At 35.4% G+C, this 21,309-nt stretch carries 15 protein-coding genes; 5 read left to right on the top strand and 10 right to left on the bottom strand.

Annotated elements, in window-relative coordinates:
* Positions 1-94: 94 nt before the first annotated feature.
* Positions 95-1,030, bottom strand: coding sequence for a carbohydrate kinase family protein (locus tag ACWNMZ_RS09010; RefSeq protein WP_235248187.1), 936 nt, complete (start codon positions 1,028-1,030; stop codon positions 95-97).
* A 258-nt stretch (positions 1,031-1,288) separates the two neighbouring features.
* Between ACWNMZ_RS09010 and ACWNMZ_RS09005 the strand changes: the two genes are divergently transcribed.
* Positions 1,289-2,125, top strand: coding sequence for an undecaprenyl-diphosphate phosphatase (locus ACWNMZ_RS09005; protein ID WP_235248190.1), 837 nt, complete (start codon positions 1,289-1,291; stop codon positions 2,123-2,125).
* 38 nt (positions 2,126-2,163) lie between these two features.
* Here the strand turns inward: ACWNMZ_RS09005 and ACWNMZ_RS09000 are convergent, their stop codons facing one another.
* Positions 2,164-3,210, bottom strand: a complete 1,047-nt coding sequence (locus tag ACWNMZ_RS09000) for an AI-2E family transporter (RefSeq protein WP_235248191.1) — start codon at positions 3,208-3,210, stop codon at positions 2,164-2,166.
* Positions 3,211-3,529: 319 nt separating this feature from the next.
* Between ACWNMZ_RS09000 and ACWNMZ_RS08995 the strand changes: the two genes are divergently transcribed.
* A complete protein-coding gene (locus ACWNMZ_RS08995; protein WP_235248193.1) occupies positions 3,530-4,918 on the top strand; it encodes an amino acid permease in 1,389 nt (462 codons plus the stop codon).
* Between the two features lie 56 nt (positions 4,919-4,974).
* On the opposite strand, the gene ACWNMZ_RS08990 is transcribed toward ACWNMZ_RS08995, so the two are convergent.
* The gene (locus ACWNMZ_RS08990; RefSeq protein WP_235248195.1) at positions 4,975-8,100 is read right to left on the bottom strand and encodes an MMPL family transporter; all 3,126 of its coding nucleotides are present in this window, start codon (positions 8,098-8,100) and stop codon (positions 4,975-4,977) included.
* Positions 8,101-8,117: 17 nt separating this feature from the next.
* Positions 8,118-8,573 carry a MarR family winged helix-turn-helix transcriptional regulator gene (locus ACWNMZ_RS08985; RefSeq protein WP_081836571.1) on the bottom strand — a complete coding sequence of 152 codons (456 nt, stop codon included), beginning with the start codon at positions 8,571-8,573 and terminating at the stop codon, positions 8,118-8,120.
* A gap of 276 nt (positions 8,574-8,849) precedes the next feature.
* On the opposite strand from ACWNMZ_RS08985, the gene ACWNMZ_RS08980 reads away from it, so the two are divergent.
* Positions 8,850-9,248 carry a hotdog fold thioesterase gene (locus ACWNMZ_RS08980; protein ID WP_031536360.1) on the top strand — a complete coding sequence of 133 codons (399 nt, stop codon included), beginning with the start codon at positions 8,850-8,852 and terminating at the stop codon, positions 9,246-9,248.
* A 204-nt stretch (positions 9,249-9,452) separates the two neighbouring features.
* On the opposite strand, the gene ACWNMZ_RS08975 is transcribed toward ACWNMZ_RS08980, so the two are convergent.
* The 3 genes from ACWNMZ_RS08975 to ACWNMZ_RS08965 form a co-directional block, all read right to left on the bottom strand.
* Entirely contained in the window at positions 9,453-11,117 is a 1,665-nt protein-coding gene (locus ACWNMZ_RS08975) for a glycoside hydrolase family 13 protein (protein ID WP_235248203.1), read from the bottom strand.
* A gap of 57 nt (positions 11,118-11,174) precedes the next feature.
* Positions 11,175-12,200, bottom strand: coding sequence for a LacI family DNA-binding transcriptional regulator (locus ACWNMZ_RS08970; protein WP_235248218.1), 1,026 nt, complete (start codon positions 12,198-12,200; stop codon positions 11,175-11,177).
* A gap of 299 nt (positions 12,201-12,499) precedes the next feature.
* Entirely contained in the window at positions 12,500-12,874 is a 375-nt protein-coding gene (locus ACWNMZ_RS08965) for a winged helix-turn-helix transcriptional regulator (RefSeq protein WP_235248221.1), read from the bottom strand.
* 178 nt (positions 12,875-13,052) lie between these two features.
* Here ACWNMZ_RS08965 and hxlA point away from each other — a divergent pair, with 178 nt between their 5' ends.
* Both hxlA and hxlB read left to right on the top strand, forming a co-directional pair.
* Complete coding sequence (gene hxlA, locus ACWNMZ_RS08960; RefSeq protein WP_235248229.1) at positions 13,053-13,685, top strand: 3-hexulose-6-phosphate synthase; 633 nt, start codon at positions 13,053-13,055, stop codon at positions 13,683-13,685.
* 4 nt (positions 13,686-13,689) lie between these two features.
* Entirely contained in the window at positions 13,690-14,247 is a 558-nt protein-coding gene (hxlB, locus tag ACWNMZ_RS08955) for a 6-phospho-3-hexuloisomerase (RefSeq protein ID WP_235248236.1), read from the top strand.
* Positions 14,248-14,319: 72 nt separating this feature from the next.
* Here hxlB and ACWNMZ_RS08950 read toward each other — a convergent pair whose 3' ends face one another.
* From ACWNMZ_RS08950 to ACWNMZ_RS08940, 3 genes are all read right to left on the bottom strand, one after another.
* Positions 14,320-15,234: a glycine-rich domain-containing protein gene (locus ACWNMZ_RS08950; RefSeq protein WP_235248237.1), complete on the bottom strand. Its 915-nt coding sequence runs from the start codon at positions 15,232-15,234 to the stop codon at positions 14,320-14,322.
* A 227-nt stretch (positions 15,235-15,461) separates the two neighbouring features.
* The gene (locus ACWNMZ_RS08945) at positions 15,462-16,040 is read right to left on the bottom strand and encodes a class D sortase (protein WP_235248240.1); all 579 of its coding nucleotides are present in this window, start codon (positions 16,038-16,040) and stop codon (positions 15,462-15,464) included.
* A gap of 6 nt (positions 16,041-16,046) precedes the next feature.
* Complete coding sequence (locus ACWNMZ_RS08940) at positions 16,047-21,305, bottom strand: 5'-nucleotidase C-terminal domain-containing protein (RefSeq protein WP_235248242.1); 5,259 nt, start codon at positions 21,303-21,305, stop codon at positions 16,047-16,049.
* Between the last annotated feature and the right edge of the window lie 4 nt (positions 21,306-21,309).

Genomic DNA, 21,309 nt, shown 5'->3' with positions numbered 1-21,309 from the left:
TACGCCTAAGCCAAGTCGCAAGCTTAAACTGTGGAGCCGCCATTCTCGCTTATCACCTAGGAGTTTATGTATTCAGGATGCTCAATATGTCTAATTAATATTTTAGGACAAGTGATCGATAATTATCCAGGGGAGGTAAGGATCCCTTTTTAGTTGCGACCATTGCTCCTAGCTTATTGGCACACCTTATATAATTCACCATCTCTTCCTCTGAATTAGGGAATCCTTTTTCGTGTATATAAAATAGAATTGTTGCCATAAATGCATCGCCAGAGCCATTGGTATCTAAAACATTCACCGCCTCTGCAGGTACATGCATTTTTTTCTCAAGCAATCGTCCAATAGCTCCTTTTTCTCCGAGAGTAACAAGCTGAAATGGGATATTTAAATTTGCCAGCTCTTCCATCCCTTCTTCCACCTTATCTACCTCCATTAGAAAATAAAGCTCTTCTCTTGATAGCTTTAGAATATCAACAAAAGGCAAAAGTTCTCTAATCACCTCTCTACATTCCTCTTCCTTATTCCATCTTTTCAAGCGTATATTCGCATCAAAAGCAATTAGCAGCCCTTTTTCCTTTGCTAAGCTTATTGCTTTTTTCGTTGCTGCTCTTGCATGTGGATGAAAAAGTGTACCTGATCCAAAATAGAAAATAGCTTTATTTTCAAATGATTGTCCTTTAATATCTGATTCCAATACGACTTCATCGGGAGTTTCATTTTCGTAGTTATGAAAGTGTCTTTCCCCATCTTCATCGAGATGAACAAAAACTTTGGAAATTTTCTTTGTTGATGTCCGAACGCTTTCATCCAAATTTATTTTTTCCTTTTGCATCTCTTCTTCCACAAATATACTATCTTCATCTATTCCTAACTTTGTAATATAAAAGCTTGGAATAGCAAATCTACTTATATGTACAGCGACATTAACAGAAGCTCCTCCTAAATTTCTATCAAAACTGTTATTATCCCTTGTTTGTGAAACAAAATCGATAAACGCATCACCAAGAGATAGAATTCCTTTTCGAGCCATATTATTCTCTCCCCCTTTACTTTACTTCCTTAGTATATCTTCATTCCTCTTATTAAGCATTTTAACTCAAAGAATTTTTGATAAAATTAGTGAAACTTATAATTCTATTTCTACGTTATACTCTATGTAAAAATTTAAATGGCAGAAATTTTACATCACATATCATTCAGCTTTTGCAAAATATTTGTTATGATAGTTGGGTGTATGTTTTTGAAAAAGTAATTTACATATTAATTGATAAATAGGAGTGAACAAGGCTTGGATAAATTATGGGAATTAATTGTTGCCTTTATTTTAGGCATAGTAGAAGGTTTAACTGAATTTGCACCTGTTTCATCAACAGGACATATGATACTTGTTGATGATTTATGGTTAAAATCAGGAGAACTTATTTCACCTGAAGTAGCAAATACCTTTAAAGTAGTGATCCAATTAGGATCGATTTTAGCAGTAGTCATTATCTTCAAAGATCGCTTTCTTAATATTCTTGGTTTGAAAAAAACGATTGATGGCGAAAAAGTAACAGGACATAAATTGAGCCTCGTACAAGTTATCATTGGGTTGATCCCAGCTGGTGTTTTAGGGCTCCTTTTTGATGATTACATAGATGAACATCTATTTAATTTTGAAACAGTGGTGTACGCTTTGATTGTTGGAGCTATTCTGATGATTATCGCAGACTATACACAAAAGAAAAAGAAACCAACTACAACTTCTTTGGATCAAATCACCAATAAACAAGCGTTTTTCATTGGTCTATTCCAATGTATTGCCTTATGGCCAGGCTTTTCAAGATCTGGATCAACGATATCTGGTGGCGTACTTATGGGACTAAGTCACCGTGTCGCAGCTGATTTTACCTTTATTATGGCTGTACCGATTATGGCCGGGGCAAGCTTTATTTCTTTATTAAACAATTGGGAATATATCACATCTGCGTCTCTTCCATTCTTTATTGTTGGATTTATCAGTGCATTTATTTTTGCATTAATTTCCATTCGATTCTTTTTAAAGTTAATTGATCGAATTAAATTAACACCATTTGCAATTTATCGTATCATTATTGCCATTATTATTATTGTAGTGTTCTTATAAACCTAGTGAATAATACTATCCTTAACAAAAAAGTCACCTCATTTTGAGATGACTTTTTTGTTTGAACTTTTTTTACTTCCCTCTTTTTTGTCGCTCTTCACTTCTAATATATCTAACAAGAATATGAAAATCGGGATACCGACGATTAATCCCCAGACTCCAAAGAAGTGTTCAGAGAAAATAAGGACAATAAATGTGAAAAATACTGGCAAATCTGTCTTAGAAGACATTAGTTTTGGGTTTAAAATATATGCCTCAATAGAGTGGATAACCATAATTAAGATAACAACCGAAATGACATGACTTATTCCTCCGACCGTATAGCCAATAATGCATAATGGAATGAAAGAAATAATCACACCTGCAACTGGTATAAGACCAAGCAAAAATATCATAATGCCTAAACCAAATAATTGAGGAAATCCAAGAAAATATAAAGAAGCTGTCGTTAAGATACAATTAATTATGGCAATTATAAATTGTGCTTCAATTACTTTTCCAAAAGTAGCAACAAATTTCTTTCCAAAATACATGCATTCAAAATAAATCGGTGCTATTTTGCTAGTATGGAAACGATTAGCAAACAATCGTAAGCGATCTTTTTCTAACAGAAAAAATAAGCTTAGCACGATCGCCATAAACACTTGAAGAAGATTTCCCCAAATATTAGTAAAATACTTAAATATAAAGGTGATTCCCTGATGCAAATAAGTTGTGATACTAAAATCATTGATTTTATTCACTATAAAATTTAACACAACATTATCATGTGGCTGCATATAAAAATCTGTAAGCTGAATAACTAATCCAGATATTTGCTGAATGACAACAGGTAAATAGGTGGAAATCCCATATATAAGCAAGAATATCACTGAAAAATAGAGTAAGATAACAGCTATTGTCCGTTTAATTGCAAACTTACTTGTAAATACCTGAACAAGTCTATCCATTAAGTAGGAAAAAATAAAAGTAAATAAAAGGAGATTTATCATACTTCGTACAAAATAAAGGCATAAACTAATTAAAATTAAAATTAAAACTCTTTTTACTCCTTTTTTTCGAAAAAATGAAAGCAATATTTCCATGTGAAAGACTCCTGACGCTGACGATTTATAATACCTAGCCAATAGAAATTTTTTTACTTTACAACTTATTATCAATCCAATAATGAAAAATAACAAGAAAAAACGATTGAATTTTTTTACACTTTCTTTTGAATATAGATCTTATTCGATGTCCTTATTATTTTCACCAAATTGTAACAAAAAGGAACAAGTTTCTTTATTTTTTAGAAAAAACTTTCTTTACAGTCTATATGAAAATTAGTAAAATAGGAAAGTCGTTTTTCAATTTGGTCGACATTTTTATGCAATTTTCGCAATTTTTTATCATCAGGAGGTTTACATGAGTATCTTCAGAAAAAAGGCAGTAACGTCAAGCACTAATACCTCGCTTAATCGTGTACTCGGTGCATTTGATTTAACGATGTTAGGGGTCGGTGCAATTGTTGGTACTGGCATTTTCGTATTGACAGGTGTTGCCGCTGCTAAATATGCAGGACCTGCTCTTATTCTTTCCTTTATAATTGCAGGCCTTGCCTGTACTTTTGCGGCTTTATGCTATTCGGAGTTTGCTTCTATGATTCCGCAGTCAGGCAGTGCCTATACTTATAGCTATGTAGCATTTGGAGAAGTAATCGCTTGGATTTTAGGCTGGGATTTAGTATTGGAATATGGACTTGCTTCGGCCGCTGTGGCAAGTGGCTGGTCAGGTTATTTTCAAAGCCTGTTATCAGGTTTTGGTATCCATTTGCCTACTTTTATGACAAGTGCCTTTAACCCTGCAAATGGTACATTTATCGATATCCCTGCTATTATAATCGTCTTTATTATTACGCTTTTATTAACGAGAGGGATTCAGGAGTCCTCAAAATGGAATATCATTATGGTATTCATTAAATTAGCAGTCGTTTTACTCTTTATATTTGTTGGTGTCTGGTATGTAAAACCTGATAATTGGGTACCCTTTACACCATTTGGTTTTTCTGGAATCACTACAGGGGCAGCTGTTGTGATATTTGCTTATTTCGGCTTTGATGCTGTTTCTACAGCGGCAGAAGAAGTAAAAAATCCACAAAGAAATCTGCCTATTGGGATTATTTCCGCCTTAGCCATTTGTACTGTACTCTATATTATTGTATCGCTTATTCTAACTGGAATTGTTCCTTATCATCAATTAAATGTCAAAGATCCTGTTGCCTTTGCTCTTAGCTATATTAATCAAAATTGGGTAGCTGGCTTTGTTTCTCTTGGTGCTATTATCGGAATCACGACCGTCTTAATGGTAATGATGTTTGGACAAACTCGCCTTTTTTACGCCATTAGTAAAGATGGTTTGCTTCCAAAATCTATGCAAAAGGTTAGTAAGAAAACCCAAGTACCTATTGTCAGCACATGGATAACATCCTCTTTAGTAGCAATTTTTGCTGGTTTAGTGCCATTAGATCGATTAGCAGAACTAACCAATATTGGGACATTATTTGCATTTACTATGGTTTCCCTTGGTGTCGTCGTCTTACGTTACACTCAGCCAAACCTTCAAAGAGGATTTAAAACTCCTTTCGTACCATATATTCCAGGACTAGCTGTCATCTTTTGCGTTTATTTAATGCTTCAGCTAAGCAGCGTCACATGGAAAGGCTTTGTCGTTTGGCTAGTAATCGGATTGATTATTTATTTTTCATACGGTTATAAGCATAGTAAATTAAATAATACTAGCGAAAACTCTATTTAATAATAAAAAGAGGAAGACTTTAAGGTTACAGCCTAAAAGTCTTCCTCTTTCTTAATTTAGTCTTTAACTCGTTTAAACGGCCACCAGTTTGCTTCTCCAAAATTCTTAACAAGTACAGGAATAAGCAATGGCAAGATGATAAACGCGTATAAAAATAATCCAACTAATACTATACTAGCTATTTGCAATAAGGAAAGCATTCCTGATGGCATCATTGCTGCGAATGTACCACCTAAAATAATGGCTGCTGATATAATGACAGTTCCCATCCTCTTCATTGCTTCTAGCATCGCTTCTTTTATTGTTAAATCCTTATATTCATTGAAGCGATCCATAAGGAAGATACTATAATCCACACCTAAAGCCACTAAAATAACAAAGGCAAAAAATGGTACTGCCCAGCTGATTCCTGTATAGCCAAGCATATTGACAAAGATAGCTTCATTTATTCCAAGTGCTGTGTAGAATGTTAAAATCAATGATCCAATTATATAGGCTGGCATAATGATGGAACGGAATAAAAAGATTAATACAATTGAAATTCCAATCATCATCCAAATAACGGTATTCGTATAATCTGCATCTGACATCGTTCGAAGGTCTGCGTTTGTACTGGTAATTCCTGAAACAGCAACTTCAGCGTTTTCTAGCTTCGTCCCTTTTGTTATGCTTTCCACACTATCCTTTATCACATCAATTTGATCGATGGCATCGTTAGAATAAGGGTTATCTGCGAAAATAACATCAAAAGTCATAATTTTGCGATTGGGAGATAAATACGTATCTAATGCGTCCTTGAATTCGTCACTCTTTAATACTTCTTCTGGAATATAGAAACTATTTGTTTCATTCTTGGATAAACCAGCTAAATAGTCTGTAGCGGAACCTATTCCATCGGAAACTTGATCTAATCCTTCTGCACTTTGTGTTAGTCCATCGGTTAATTGCCCAAGCTGTCCGCCAATTTCGCTAAAACCATCCAATAACTGCTTCTGTCCATCATTAATACTGCTTAAGCCATTCGTTAATTTAGGCATATTTTCAACAATTTGCCCTTGACCGTCTGCTAGTTGATCTAACCCTTTTTGCTCTTGGTCTATTCCATCAATTAATTGCTGTAGCCCAATTGAAATATTGCTTTGATTTTTTAGAATCTCAGCATAGCCTTCATTTGCGGCACTTACTCCCGATTGTAATTCTGCAAGGCCATCATTTAATTGACTTATCCCATTGCTAATGGCAGGTAATTGCTGTTGAGCTCCTAGAAATCCTTCTCTTATACCGAGGTAGCCTTCCTCATCAGCCAATCCAGCATATTTATTTTCTAAATAGCCAAATGTTTCTTTTGGAATTTTATTTAGACCTGTGGCTAATTGCTCTACACCAGAACCAATTTTTTGATATTCCAAAAGGGCAGTGGCTAAATTAGTTTCCACTTTTTTATAGCCGCTTTGTAAATCTTTATGTGCAGCCAATAATGCTTCTGCTCCTGTTTTTGCTTCTACTAAACCAGCTTTTATTTGATCAGACCCAGCCGATCCTTGACGAATGCCTTGCTCAATCTTTTCGAGATTGTTTTGAATTTCGCCTAAGCCGGCTTTAACATCATCGGTTCCTTTAATAAGCCCATTAATCCCATCGGCCGCTTCATTAAGCTGCGGTTCAGAACTTTGCAACTCATCTCCAGCACTGTAAAGTCCTTCACTTATTTGATCAAGTCCTTCTTTTCCTTGATCCAATCCCTCTTCTAGCGTCTTAGCCTGATTAGAAATATAAAAATCCTCAATCGATTCTCCCATTGGTCTCGTTATGGAACGAACTTTATCGACTAAATCTACTTTAGCTAATTCAGTTGTAACCGAGTCTGCTAATGATAGGTATTCAATCGAGTCTAATTCATCATCATTTTTAATGATAACAGTTGTTGCCATCGATTCTCCTGGTCCAAAGCTGTCAGCAATGGCATTAAATGCTTTAATAGATGGATAATCATCACTAATTTCTTCTAAGGAATTAAAAGAAAGATCCCCATCATATGTGACAAGGAAAGGCACACAGATACATGCAACAATTAATAAGGATAACAATGGTCTCTTTAAGGATAAATTACCTGCCATTGCCCAAATCTTACTATCTCCATGTTCTGCTGACCCTTTTGACGGCCAAAATAATTTATTCCCTAGCAGTAGCATGAAGATTGGCACCACCGTGAACAAGGCAACCAATAGAATTGCTACTCCAACCGCGACAGCAGAAGCAGATTGATAAAGTACAAATTTAGAGAATCCAATCGCAGCAAAACCAATCATTACAGCGACACCACTAAAAAATACGGTTCTGCCTGCATTCTTGTACGTTTCCACTATCGACTCCCAAATACTTTCCCTGTGCATCATTTCTTCTTTAAATCTACTTAATAAAAGAATGCAATAATCTGTTCCTATCCCAAAGAGTACTGCTACTAAGAAGATTTGCGTATAGGTGGAAATCGGAAAATCAAATTTATCTACTAAAATAGACACGATAGATTGAGATGCTAAATAGGTAACACCTACTGTGATTAATGGAATAAACGGTGCAATAACTGATCTAAATACAATTAATAGCACTGCAAGAATAAAGACAACTGTTATCCCTTCAGTCTTCTTTAACCCTTCTTGCGAACTATTAACTAAATCTTGGTCAATCATCCAATTGCTCGTATAAAAGTGATCTACATCATATTCTTCGATTGTTTTATATAATGCATCACTTACTTCCTCTGCTTCTCGGTCATTCCAGCTAATCGTTAATGAGGTGAGAATGGTTTTTCCATCTTCTGAAACCAATTGATCTTCTAAATCTTCATTGGTAAAAGACGAAATAATATCTGTAATTCCAAGCTCTTCCTTGTTTGCTTCTAATGCTTCAACTGCCTTTTTCGCTTCCGTTATATCATTATCAGATAACTTTTTGTCATTATGGAAGACAAGTGCTACAGATGACTGCTCTCCCACATTTTTCTGCTTTTGAATTTCATCCAGAATCTTTCCTGCTTGGGAAGAGGAATACTCATCAGGTATACTAATCTGTCCTTTTTCTTCCACTAGATCTCCCATATTTGGAGCGATGATAAATAATCCTACTATAGCGATAATCCAAGCTCCAAGAATAAACCATTTTCCTTTTAAAATAGCATTCACTTTCTTACCTCCAACCTTTATTCCTTATTTCCCTCAATCAGTCCATCTAATTTTGCATAAGTATCTAAGAAATTTTGAATTTCTGTATGATCAAATTTCGAGATGACAGATTCAATCACACTTTGAATTTTTTTCTCCATTTCGCCAAAAATCACTTTGCCGTCAATGGTCAAGGTTAAATAAATGACACGCCTATCCTTTTCGTCCCTTGTTCTTTCCACCCATCCTTTTTCAACAAGACGATTGATAATGGGTGTAATAGCACTTTTCTTAACTCCAAAGACAACCGCAAGCTCAGTCGATGTACATACATGGACATTATTTATATGGCGCATCGTAAAATGCTGCTCTGTAGTAAGAACATCACCGATTTCCTGTCTAATTAGCTGATCAAATTTACGATTAACTGAAAAATTTATACTGACATATCGGTCAATAATTTGATCTATTTCTTTTCGATTAATAACAGTCACCTCTCTTTCTTTTAGTTAAAGAGCTTAACTATTAAATAGTTTAACTTTATTGTTATTTTTATGTCAACAAAAAACTTTCATTCCTAAAAGATACAGGAAGACTATTCAATCGAACCTTTACCATCAGTTTTTCTCCCTTTCCTCCATAAATAGTGAGCGTTTTATTAAAACTTAAGAGGAAGATAAAAGCGATGAATTCCTATTAAAGGAAGGGGCAAACGAACTTAAAAGATACCTATGCTATAATAAGGAAAAAAACAAACGGAGAATAAGATTATGTTTCCAAACATTTCAATGAAAAATACGCTTATGGAAAGCTTAGGAATCAAAATAGTGAATGTGAAAAATGGAGAATGTATTGCGACAATGCCAGTTGATGAAAGAACAAAACAACCCTTTGGCTACCTTCATGGCGGGGCTTCCGTTGCCTTAGCAGAAACGGCTGCAAGTGTTGGAGCAGCAAGTCTAGTTGATTCGAAAAGACAGGCTGTTTTTGGACAAGAAATAAATGCAAATCACATTCGCTCCGTAAAAGAGGGGATAGTAACTGCAACTGCTACAGTTATTCATCAAGGAAAATCTAGCATGGTTTATGAAATCAAAATAGTGAATGATAATAAGGAATTAATCTGCATCTCACGGTGTACGATGGCGGTAATTTGTTTAGAAAAGTGATTCTTTCGTTTGGCTGATATCTTGTTTGCTTTGGCTGATTTATTTGGCTTTTGGCTGATATCCTGTTTGCTTTGGCTGATATCTCCACTATTAGGCTATAATCCCACGTAATTTACGGATAAATTTCACTTAACACACAAAAAAGTGCATCCAAAATGCCAGTTAATCTGACTTTTAGATGCACTTTTGCCTTTAAACTACATGTTACTTACACGTATATAATCTTGCTTCATATGGCTGCAATGAAATCGAAGTAGTTGGCTCATGCTCTTCCACTGCATAGTTCGCTAACAATAGATTTTCATGCTCTAACTCTACAACACGATTTTCAAATACTGCCTCTTCTGCTGATAAATTAGTTATAATAACCATTTTTTTATCATCTAGTGTTCGCGTATAAGCAAATACCTGATTATTTTCCTCATCTACTAAATCAAAGGTTCCATAGGTTAAAATAGGACCTGATTTTTTCAACTCAATCATTTTCTTGTAAAAATGATAAATAGAATCTGGATCTTTCTTTTGATTTTCTACATTAATATCTAAATAGTTAGGATTAATCCCCATCCAAGGAGTATGTCGGGAGAATCCTGCGTAAGCCTCGCTTGACCATTGCATTGGAGTTCTAGAATTATCACGGCTAGAAGACCAAATAATTTCCATTATCTCCTTATGGCTAACTCCTTCTTCTCGTTTCAATTTATATAGATTTTTTGTTGCCACATCATCATATTCCTCAATTGTCGGAAACTGAACATTTGTCATGCCTATTTCTTGACCTTGATAGATAAATGGCGTTCCTTGCATAAAGAAATACATCATGCCAAAAGCCTTCGCACTTTCTTTCCAGTATTCTTTATCATTTCCCCATGTAGAGACAGATCTCGCTTTATCATGGTTTTCGATAAATAGCGCATTCCAGCCTTTATTCTCTAAACCTTTTTGCCATTTATTTAGTACTTGCTTCAATTCCATAACATCTACGCCGTAATTTTTTTCATTATCCCATAGATCGAGATGCTCAAATTGAAAGACCATATTAAATTTACCTTTTGTTTCTCCAACCCAAAGCTCTGCTTCTTCCACTTTAACTCCATTTGCTTCTCCAACTGTCATAATGTCATATTTAGCAAATGTCTCGTTTTTTAATTCTTCTAAATAGGTTTGAATTCCCTCCACATTCATATGTTTTTCAAAGGATGGAACAAAGTCTAAATTTAAAGGATTATCCAAATCCTTTAATCCTTTTTCTTTTTTGATATGGCTGATTGCATCAATTCGGAAACCGTCAATTCCTTTATCAAGCCACCAATTAATCATATCGTATATAGCTTTTCTTACATCTTCATTTTCCCAGTTTAAATCCGGTTGTTTTGTTGAGAAAATATGCATAAAGTACTGTCCCGTTGTCTCATCAAGCTTCCATGCAGACCCGCCAAATATACTTTCCCAGTTATTAGGCTCCTTCCCATCTATGCCATCTCTCCAAATATACCAGTCTCTCTTTGGGTTATTTATAGACGAGCGAGATTCCAGAAACCATTTATGCTCATCACTCGTATGATTTATAACTAAATCAATGATTAACTTCATTCCGCGTTGATGAACTTCATAGAGAAGTAAATCAAAGTCAGCCATTGTTCCAAACTCATCCATAATATCTTGGTAGTCGCTAATATCATAGCCATTATCATCATTTGGAGATTTATACATTGGACAAATCCAAATGCAATCAATACCAAGATCTTTTAAATAATCTAATTTTGTTATAATCCCCTTTAGATCCCCTATCCCGTCTCCATTTGAATCCATGAAACTTCTAGGATAAATTTGATATGCTACTGCTTCTTTCCACCACTTTTGCGTCACTGTTTTAACTCCCTTTCTACATCTAGTTTCTGTCTTATTACCACTATTAAGCTTGTATTACTCTGCTACTTTACAACATGAGTTTCTTTCCACCATTTTCGCTGGCACTGTTATTCGCTTCATTACTGAATTAGGATACGTTATATCATCAAGTAAACATTTCGTTGCTTCGACGCCAAGTTTAAAAATATTGATATCAACACTTGTCAACGAAGGCTTCATGTACTTACCGGTTGAAATATTATTAAAGGCAACAATCGATAAATCTTCTGGAATAGATATAGAAAGTTCCTCTGCGTAGCTGATTAATTCAATCGCAATAAAGTCATCGGAAACAACTAATGCTGTCGGGCGACTCTCCATATTCAATATTTCAGCAAGCTTTTCTTTCGTTCTCCCAGCTATTTCCTTATCATATACAATTAATTCCTTTTGATAAGCAATTCCATTTTCCTTTAATGCTTGTTTAAATCCTTTTAAACGATCAATCGTAAAAACCATTTCTATATTTGCACCAATAAACGCAATTCTTTTATGTCCTAATCGTATTAAATGCTCCGTAATTTGTTTCGTAATAAACACATTATCATTATCCACAAATGTAATTCTTTCAGCATTCTGATACGGTCTACCAATGACAGTAAACGGAAATTTTTTCTGCAATAGATAATCCATAATCTGGTCATTTGTTTTACTATATAAAAGAATGATTCCATCCACTCTTTTGCCCTGAACCATCTCTATAACTTCTTGTAATATTTCCTCTTCTGTTGCTCCAGTCGTCAAATAAATACCAAACTGGCTTTTTCTTGCCTCTAAACATATTCCTCTTAATACTTCTGGAAAAAATGGGTTTTCCAGTACCCTTTCTGTTGAGTTCGGCATAACAATCCCAATCGTTTTTGTGCTCTTTACTACCAAACTTCTTGCTTGAAGATTCGGATGATATCCTAATTCCTCCATGGCTTCTCGAACTTTACGCTTCGTTTCCTCACTTATTTTAGGATGATTTGCAAGTACTCTTGAGACTGTGGAGGGAGAAACATTTGCTAATTTACCAACATCTTTAATAGTTACTGCCATGCTTGCATGCACCTCCATCCTTTTAAGCACTATTATGGTAAACGTTATCATTTTGTTTCAAAAAAATTTGTAGCTTCATTCACCTTTTCGTGCAAACGATTGCATTAACATATGTAGAATATACCATAGGAAATGTTTTATATCAATAAAAAATTATATTGGGAGGAATTGATGCTTTTAAAAAAAGATGTTTTGCTTTTCGGGCTCAGAGAGGGCATTACACTCTTTCCAAAGCAGCTTTAATATCCAATCTACCAAAAAAAACCTCACAAGGAGGATTTTTCTCGTACATATAAAATTTATTTATCCAATGACTCTAGTTCCTTTATCACTGGAGGATTTTCTAGCACAGTGTCCATATAATTTCGTCCCCAACTATACATAGCATCTAAAATCGGCATAAGAGATTCGCCTTCCTTTGTTAAGGAGTACTCCACTTTTGGTGGCACAACAGGGTAGACAACTCTTTTTACAATATAGTCATTTTCTAATTCACGTAATTGATTTACAAGCATACGTTGCGTTATTCCAGGTATCAAAGCCTTTAATTCTCCAAATCGCTTTGTTCCTTCCTTTCCCAGATGCCAGAGAATGAGCATTTTCCATTTTCCGCCTATTATGCTTAAAGTTAGCTCTTTCTCACAATTGAATTCTTTGCCTGCCATTCGTTCCATCAAAAAACCTCCTTCATCTAAAATATACTTAGTATACTTTTAGGCACTATGTAAAAATAAAGTGCGTACTTACTTACATGGATTATAAAACGTATAATAACGATTGTACAGAAATTAAACATATTTCAACACAGCTTAGCACAATATATAACGAAAAAAAGAAAAGGAGCAAATCAAAATGAAATTACAATTAGCATTAGATTTAGTAAATATCCCACAAGCAATCGAGGTAGTATCACAGGTTGAGCAACATGTAGATATCGTGGAAATTGGAACACCTGTTGTAATTAACGAAGGACTTCATGCAGTTAAACAACTAAAAGAAGCATTCCCGAACGTATCTTTTTTAGCTGACTTAAAAATTATGGATGCAGCTGGATATGAAGTAAGCCAAGCAGTTAATGCAGGTGCTGATATTGTTACTATTTTAGCAGTAGCAGAAGATGAATCTATTAAAGGCGCTGTAGCAGAAGCAAAAAAACATGGCAAAGAAATTCTTGTGGACATGATTGCTGTTAAAGATATTAAAGCTCGTGCACAAGAATTAGATGCATTTGGTGTTGATTACATTTGTGTTCATACTGGTTATGATTTACAAGCAGTTGGGAAAAACTCTTTTGAAGATTTAAAAGCTATTAAAAGTGTTGTAAAGAATGCAAAAACTGCTGTTGCAGGTGGAATTAAATTCGATACATTACCTGAAGTTATTGCAGCACAACCAGATTTAGTAATCGTTGGTGGAGGAATCACTAGCCAAGAAAACTTAAGCGAAGCTGCTTCTAAATTTAAAGAACTAATTGCTCAAGGATAAATCAATGAAAATAACTGACTACCTTGATCGTGTTATCCAAGAGCTATCTCAGGCTGGGACACTCATTGCTAATGATGACTTAGAAAAACTCGTTGAACGTATTCTTAATTCCAATAAAGTATTTGTTTATGGCGCTGGTCGTTCTGGATTTATGCTTAAATCATTTGCGATGCGAATGATGCATATGGGAATTGATGCTTATGTTGTAGGAGAAACGGTTACAGCTACCTATGAAAAAGATGACCTTCTTATCGTAGGGACTGGATCTGGTGAAACGAAAAGCATCATTACTATAGTGGAAAAAGCAAAAAGTATTGGTGGAAATATTACCGCTCTTACTATCTCTCCTGATTCTACTGTTGGTAAATTAGCTGATCAAGTTATTAAAATGCCTGGTTCTCCAAAAGATAGAGGAAATGAAGATGCAAAAAGCTTACAGCCAATGGGCTCCCTGTTCGAACAATTACTCCTAATTGTCTTGGATAGCGTCATTTTAAAATACATGGAAATAAAAGAATTAGATTCCAATAAAATGTATGGAAAGCATGCTAATTTGGAATAGAATTTTTTAAACATCAAGAGGATAGATAAAAGTATGTTCCATATAATTTTTATCTATCCTTTTGAAACATTTTTAATCTGAACTACCACCACAACTGGAACAGGAGCTACCTGACGAGCAGGAGTTATCAGACGAACAAGAATTACAGGAGAAAAACGATCCGGATCCGCAACTTGTGCAACTTGACGAGCTACTACTACTTATTTTCATATAACTTGAAAAATCTTCATAATGAAAATAAGAAACAGATAAAAAAGGAACAAGCATAATGTTAAATTTTTGTTCTCTTTTCCCTTTCTCCATTTTGTCATATATGACGCTTTTTTGATAATCCCTTACCTTCCTTACTGTTTTTTTCATAGATGCAATAAGTGCAAATACCGTTGGAAGATATTTCGTGTCACTTTTAAAATATCTTTCAAGCAGCTCAGCTTCTGATAAATCCTTAAAGTCCTCAATGATTGCGGGATGAACAGGATACCTGAAAAAGCCATTGTATAAATAGATATTCTCCTTTCTTATAAGAAAAAGCTCCGCATATACCCAATCAAAAAATCCTCGCAGATCAGGGTCAGACTTTGCCTTCACATTAGGACTGTGATGAAGAGTAGTACCTAAATATTTTCTAGAAAAATCGTCGTATTCACGGGTGAACATAAGCATTTGATGCCATAATTCATCGACTTTCTTACTAAACATTGGAGACTCTTTTAAAAGAGAAGTTAAAACAAAGTAACGTTTTAAATCAAGTAGGCGCCATTCATACTCATTTTCTTTTAATTTATTTTCTTCCTTCACTCTATTTTCTACATTTTCCATATAACTTCTAGTAAGGGAGCGATCTAAATCGTCATTCAATTTTTTTAATCCTTTAATTGGCTTTATCTCTAATACTTTAGGAGACAAACCAAATTTAAACGTTAGTTTTTTACGTAAAAATAGACTCAACCAAATAATAAAAACTGCACATAGAAGCAACCATGCCATCTAACTTCTCCCCTTCCTATTAGTAACATATAAAGGCTATTTACCTTGGTTATTATTACTCTTACGAAATTTTTTATATAAAGTTCCATTTTTACCTTTTTTTAATATTTAGATTAGGAATTATTTTAGAAGCTACTAAAAAAGGTACATCACTACGTAAAGTGATGTACCAAAGGATATGATATATGCCATTTTAATAATTTTGAAAAATTAGCAATATCTTGCTTTTACATTCTTTCTGCATAAATAATATAGCGCTGTGGAGCGTTTCCTACAAATCTAAAAGGATAACATGTTGTTAGAATTAGCTCCTCTTTTGAATCATCTAACGTAATAATCGAACGATCATCTGCCTCAACTATTTTTGTCGAAGTGATTTGATAAGAGAATTCTCCATATGGCAACACAATTTTTAACTCGTCCCCGATTTCTAGTTCTCCCGCTCTCCTAAATACTGTATCTCGATGACCTGACAAGACAATTTGTCCATTTTCATTCGGGTAAAAACTGCCTTTATAATGGCCGACTCCTTTATCAAGATCATCTGGATCGGTACCTTCTACAATCGGTAATATGCCATCAATCTTATCAATCTCCAATAGCCCCACTGCATCACCAATGGATGGAATAAAACGGTCGCTGTCTTTATCTACCCATTTTTCATTCCCCTTGTTAATGGCTGTTTTTGCTTCCGATAAGGAATTCTCTGTTTGCGCTTTTGTGTCCATAATATTGAAGACGCCATAACCAATAAAAAGTACTCCTCCTACTATAAGCAGGAGGGATAACCATTTTGTCCATCTCATGATATCCTATGCCTTTCTTCTATTATTTGCATAGAAAACAACAACTCCTATGAAGAATAATAATAATCCTACTATGATAAAATTGTAAGTCATTGTCGCTGTATTTGGCAATAGATTTCCTTTTTCTTTCTCTGGCTGATTAACTGTATCATTGTTTTCATCTAATGAAGTTTCTGTACCTTCATCAGATCCATCACTTTCGTTATCTTGCGTACCATTTTCATCTTCTCCATCATCTGGAGCATCTGGATTTTCTCCCTGCTCTTCTTCTCCATCACCTGGGGTTTCTGGATCGTCTCCTTGATCTTCATCCCCATCACCTGGAGTTTCTGGGTCTACTTCAGGTTCTTCAGCACCACTGGAAACTTCTGAAATACGTCCTTCAGCAGTATAGGCAATTGGTTCATCGAAAGATTTAATAAAATCGACCGTTGCCTGTAAATCCTCTGGTCCTTGAATTGGATTTTCCCCATACGTATTTAGTAAGTATGAATCGGTACTATGTGGATACATATAGCTATTAACCGTTACTGTATATGTTTTTTCTAAATCTAGCTTCGTTCCATCTGGCATAAGTAGATCCACGACTTGTCCAAATTGTCCTAAAGATGCATCCCATGTATATTTAAAGCCAGCAATACTGACGTCTGGACCATAGGAACTAAATTGTGTATTCAATACTTCTTTTAACTCTTGACCGGTAATTTCCAATTTAACAAGGGTATTATTAAATGGCTGAATATTAAAGAGTTCCTGCCAAGTAATTTCTCCTTCCAGTAAATCATCTCTAATTCCGCCACCATTCATTAAGGCAAAATCACTGTCCATCGCGGCTTTCATTCCGTCGGCAATTAAATTGCCAAGACCATTATCGCCAACTTCTCCTTTTTGTGCATAGCCACCTGTTATGTCAGTAGCAGCTATTCCAATTACTTCATTTAACTTCGGACCAACTTGATCGAGATACTTATCCAATATGGCTTTTACTTCAGAATCTGGTGTAACATCTTCTTGAACAACATCCACTATCTCCGCTGTTTTTTCAGAGAAATCCTTTGTTAGTGGGTCAATGGTAAAATCAATATCCGAATAAGCCTTGCCATATTCCCATGCTTGAACAATTAGCTTATTATCCACAACCCCATTTAGCTTCACATGGTTATGTGCGGCAAAAATAATATCAACTGCATCATCTACATTTCGGGCAATATCTGCAATTTCTCCTGTAATTTCATTTGTTCCTTCTTCTTGGCTTCCAGGAACATGCGCTAAAACAACGATTGCTTCAATTCCTTGCTTTTGTAATTCAGGAACGTACTTATTAATCGCCTCTGTCTCATCTGTGAAGCGAATATGCTCATTTCCTGTAGCTACAATCATGCTTGGAGTTTCTACTGTCGCCACCCCAATAAAGCCAACCTTTACCCCATCTATTTCTTTTATTGTATATGGATCTAATACTAATTCACCAGATTCCTTATATTCTACATTTGCTGCAAGGACTGGAAAATTCATACCATCATATTCACTTGTTCCCTTAGGGTGATCGCCTCCATTAATCATGCGGAGCATCTCGTCTACCCCTTCGTCAAATTCATGGTTTCCTACTACACCAACATCAAAGCCTAGTGATTCCATTATTTCAACAGTTGGTTCGTCCTGTAAAAGGGCTGATACTGGTGAACTGCCACCAATCATGTCCCCTGCATGTACCAATAATGTGTTCGGGTTCGTTGCTTCTGCTTTTCTTAAATAGGTAGCTAAATAATCCATTCTTCCATAATTAACACCATCAACTGTTCCTGTTACATCAATTTTCCCGTGCAAATCATTCACACCAAGGAACTGGCCAGAAATGGATGGAAGTGGTTCTGCATTTATTTCCTTAATTCTTCCTGTATTATAAGAGATTGGACCACTAAAGCTTCTTACAAATTCTACCGTTGCTTCTAAATCTTCTCCACCTTGAATTGGATTCTCCCCAAGCTTTTGAAGAAGATATTGGTCTGATGTGTGATCAGCCATATAATTATTTACTGTTACCGTATAGTTTCCATTCGGATCTATTTTTTCCCCATTAGGCAAGAATATATCTACTACTTGTCCATATTTTCCTGCTTTACTATCCCAAGTATATGAAAATCCACCAATACTAACATCTGGTCCATAGCTACTAAATTGACTATTTAAAATTTCTTCTAAATCACTACCACTTATCTCTAACTTTACTAATGTATTATTAAAAGGCTGTACGTTAAATAAATCGTTCCACGTTATTTCCCCGGAAACTATATCATCTCGAATTCCGCCGCCATTCATTAAAGCGAAATCACTATCCATTGCAGCTTTCATACCGTCAGCAATTAGATTTCCTACAGGGTTATCTCCTTCTGCTTCTTTTGTCGCATACCCACCTACCATATCAGTCGCAGCTTCGCCAATGACTTCATTTAGCTTTTCGCCAACTAATTCTTGGTATTTTGCTAAAATAGTAGACACTTCAGGATCTGGAGTAACTCCAGTTTGAACTACATCCACGATTTCAGCTGATTTTTTCACAATGTCGCCTGTCTCCGGGTCAATTTCTAAATCAACATCTGCAAAAGCTTTTCCATATTCTCCAGCTTGAATAATTAATTTATTATCCACAACAGCATTAACTTTTACATGATTATGAGCCGCAAATATGACGTCTACAGCATCATCTACTTCTGTTGCAATTTTGGCAATATCACCAGTTGCGCTTTCACCAGCTTGATTTCCGGGAACATGTGCTAGAATAATAATCGCTTCTACACCTTGGGCTTGCAATTCTGGCACATACTTATTAATAGCATCTGCCTCATCAGTAAAGCGAATATTTTCATTTCCTTTTGCAATAATCATATCTGGCGTTTCTGTTGTGGCGACACCAATAAATCCAACCTTGACTCCCTCTACTTCTTTAATAGCATATGGATCAAGTACTAGATTGCCAGTATCCTTGTATTCAACATTTGCTGCTACCATTGGAAAATCAATTCCATCATACCCTTTTGTTCCATTTGCATGATCCCCACCGTTGATTAAGCGGAGCATCTCGACTACTCCTTCATCGAACTCATGGTTACCAACTGTTCCTACGTCAAAGCCGATTGATTCCATCATCTCCACAGTAGGCTCATCTTGAAGCAATGCAGAAAGCGGGGAGCTCCCTCCTACCATATCACCAGCGTGTACAATTAGTGTATTAGGATTTGTAGCTTCCCTTTCTTTTAAGTACTGTGCTAAATAATCCATTCTACCAATTATATTTTCTTTCTTTTCATCTTCATATTCTTCTGTCACTTTTCCATGAAGGTCATTTACACTTAGAAGCTGAAGTTTAATTGTATCCTTCTCTTCACCACCATTGAATGCTGTATACCCATTGTTCTCTGCTTCCTTGGCACTAGCAAAGAAAATGCGATTTTCCACTGGTACTTCCTGAAAATCTTCTGGTAACACATATTTCTTTGTTTCAGAATTTCCTACATATCGCAATAACCCTTTTCCTTGTTCTCTAGCTCTAAATTCAAAAGGCTGTTCCATTAAAGGATTGTCTTTATCCCAAATCCCTTTATGATTATCCATTGCATCTTTCACTGCGGACTGGAACATATCATAATCTGCTTCATCAGCAACTGGCCAAATAAAATATGTCGATGCATATCCTTGTTTCACCATTTCAAGATTGGTATTTAATTGATCGCTCTTACGAATAATTTGTGCCAGTAGACGGCCATAATCATCTGTTGCTTCTTCCCCTACTTTTACAATTACTTCATCACCAGGCTCTAAAAGCGTATTTAAATACTCTTTTGCTTTATTTCCATGTTCTAATTGGTTTTCATCTGCTTCATTCTGAGGAGTATGATAGGTTTCTGGTGTATCGATATTCACATAGCGAACTTTCGTTGTCCCTAATACTGGAGTTTGTAAATGGATTGTATCTCCGTCTACTACACTGCTAACAGTGCTTTCATATTCTCCTTTAGCAGAAGGAGAAGGTGGTTGTTCTGCCAATAACTGAACATCACTGGCTTTTCTAGGCAAAATTTGATAGGTATTATATTGACTAAGAATTCCTGTGAATTCATACCATTTTCCTGTTTGTATAGACGAAATCGCCTCAGTTTCTTCCATTACTCGAATTGTCGTTCCATTAAAGCTTTCATCTAACACCGTCACATTATATCCGCCACCTGCAGCAGTTTCAGGAACTGTTTGCACATAGCCTTTTACTTTTACTAACTGTCCTTCTTTTAATTCTGCTACACTATCATTATTTAAATCTGCTAGATTCATAGTAACTGGTACAGGTAATTCATTGTTTTCAGAAATCACCTCAATTCCATCTTCTGCTGGGACAATTTCCAATAACTTATTATATTCTGTTATTTTCCCGGTTACTTTTACTTTCTGACCTTCTGTTAATGCAGGAAAAGAACTTGCATCCTGAGAAAAAATATTAATGCCGGCTTCCTCATCTTGAATATAAGTGGATAGCTTTCCTCCGCCGATGCTCGAATTATCAGCAGTGACAATCCCTTCAATTGTTACATTTTGTCCAACCATTGCTCGTGCTTCTTTGATAGATTGGGGCTCAGTTGGATCGGTTGTTGACTCTTCATTTCCATATAACTCTTCTCCAAACAGATGATTACCTAAATGAGAGAAATCATCTTGGTTATACGTATCCCATTCTTCTGATGGATCGAATGGATTCTTTCCTTTATTTCCAGATGAGATATTATTTTTTCTTACAAGGGTATGATCCTTTGTTTGGCCATCGCCCCATTCTTGTTGTTCGCCAACTATCCCAAATACATCAATGATTTCTTCATTATGTTTTAAAACTATCGCGTCATCCCCATTAAAGTTTGCAACCCCACTCACCATATTCGCTTTTTCCTTAATGGCTTCATTAGCAGATGAATGAGCAATAATAAATAATTCACCATGTTTTAGATTACCTTCTAAACGAAGCGTAGACGTAGTAGTTGTTTTACCATTTGAATACAGTTCAACTGAATAAGACGATAAATCTACATCCTTTCCAGTTCCATTAAACAATTCTATCGCCTTGTTATTGGAACTGCCTTCTATGTACTCAGAAATAAATAAGTCTGTTGCCGTTAAGTTTTCTGATGCTGCTCTTACCGTAAATGTACTAAATAAATTCGAAAAAACTAATAAGAAAATTAAAAATATTGAAAATAATCTTTTGCTACTATTTCCCTTCAATCTT

The organism is Niallia sp. Marseille-Q9988 (assembly GCF_976954375.1).
This window is presented reverse-complemented; position numbering and strand designations above follow the sequence as displayed.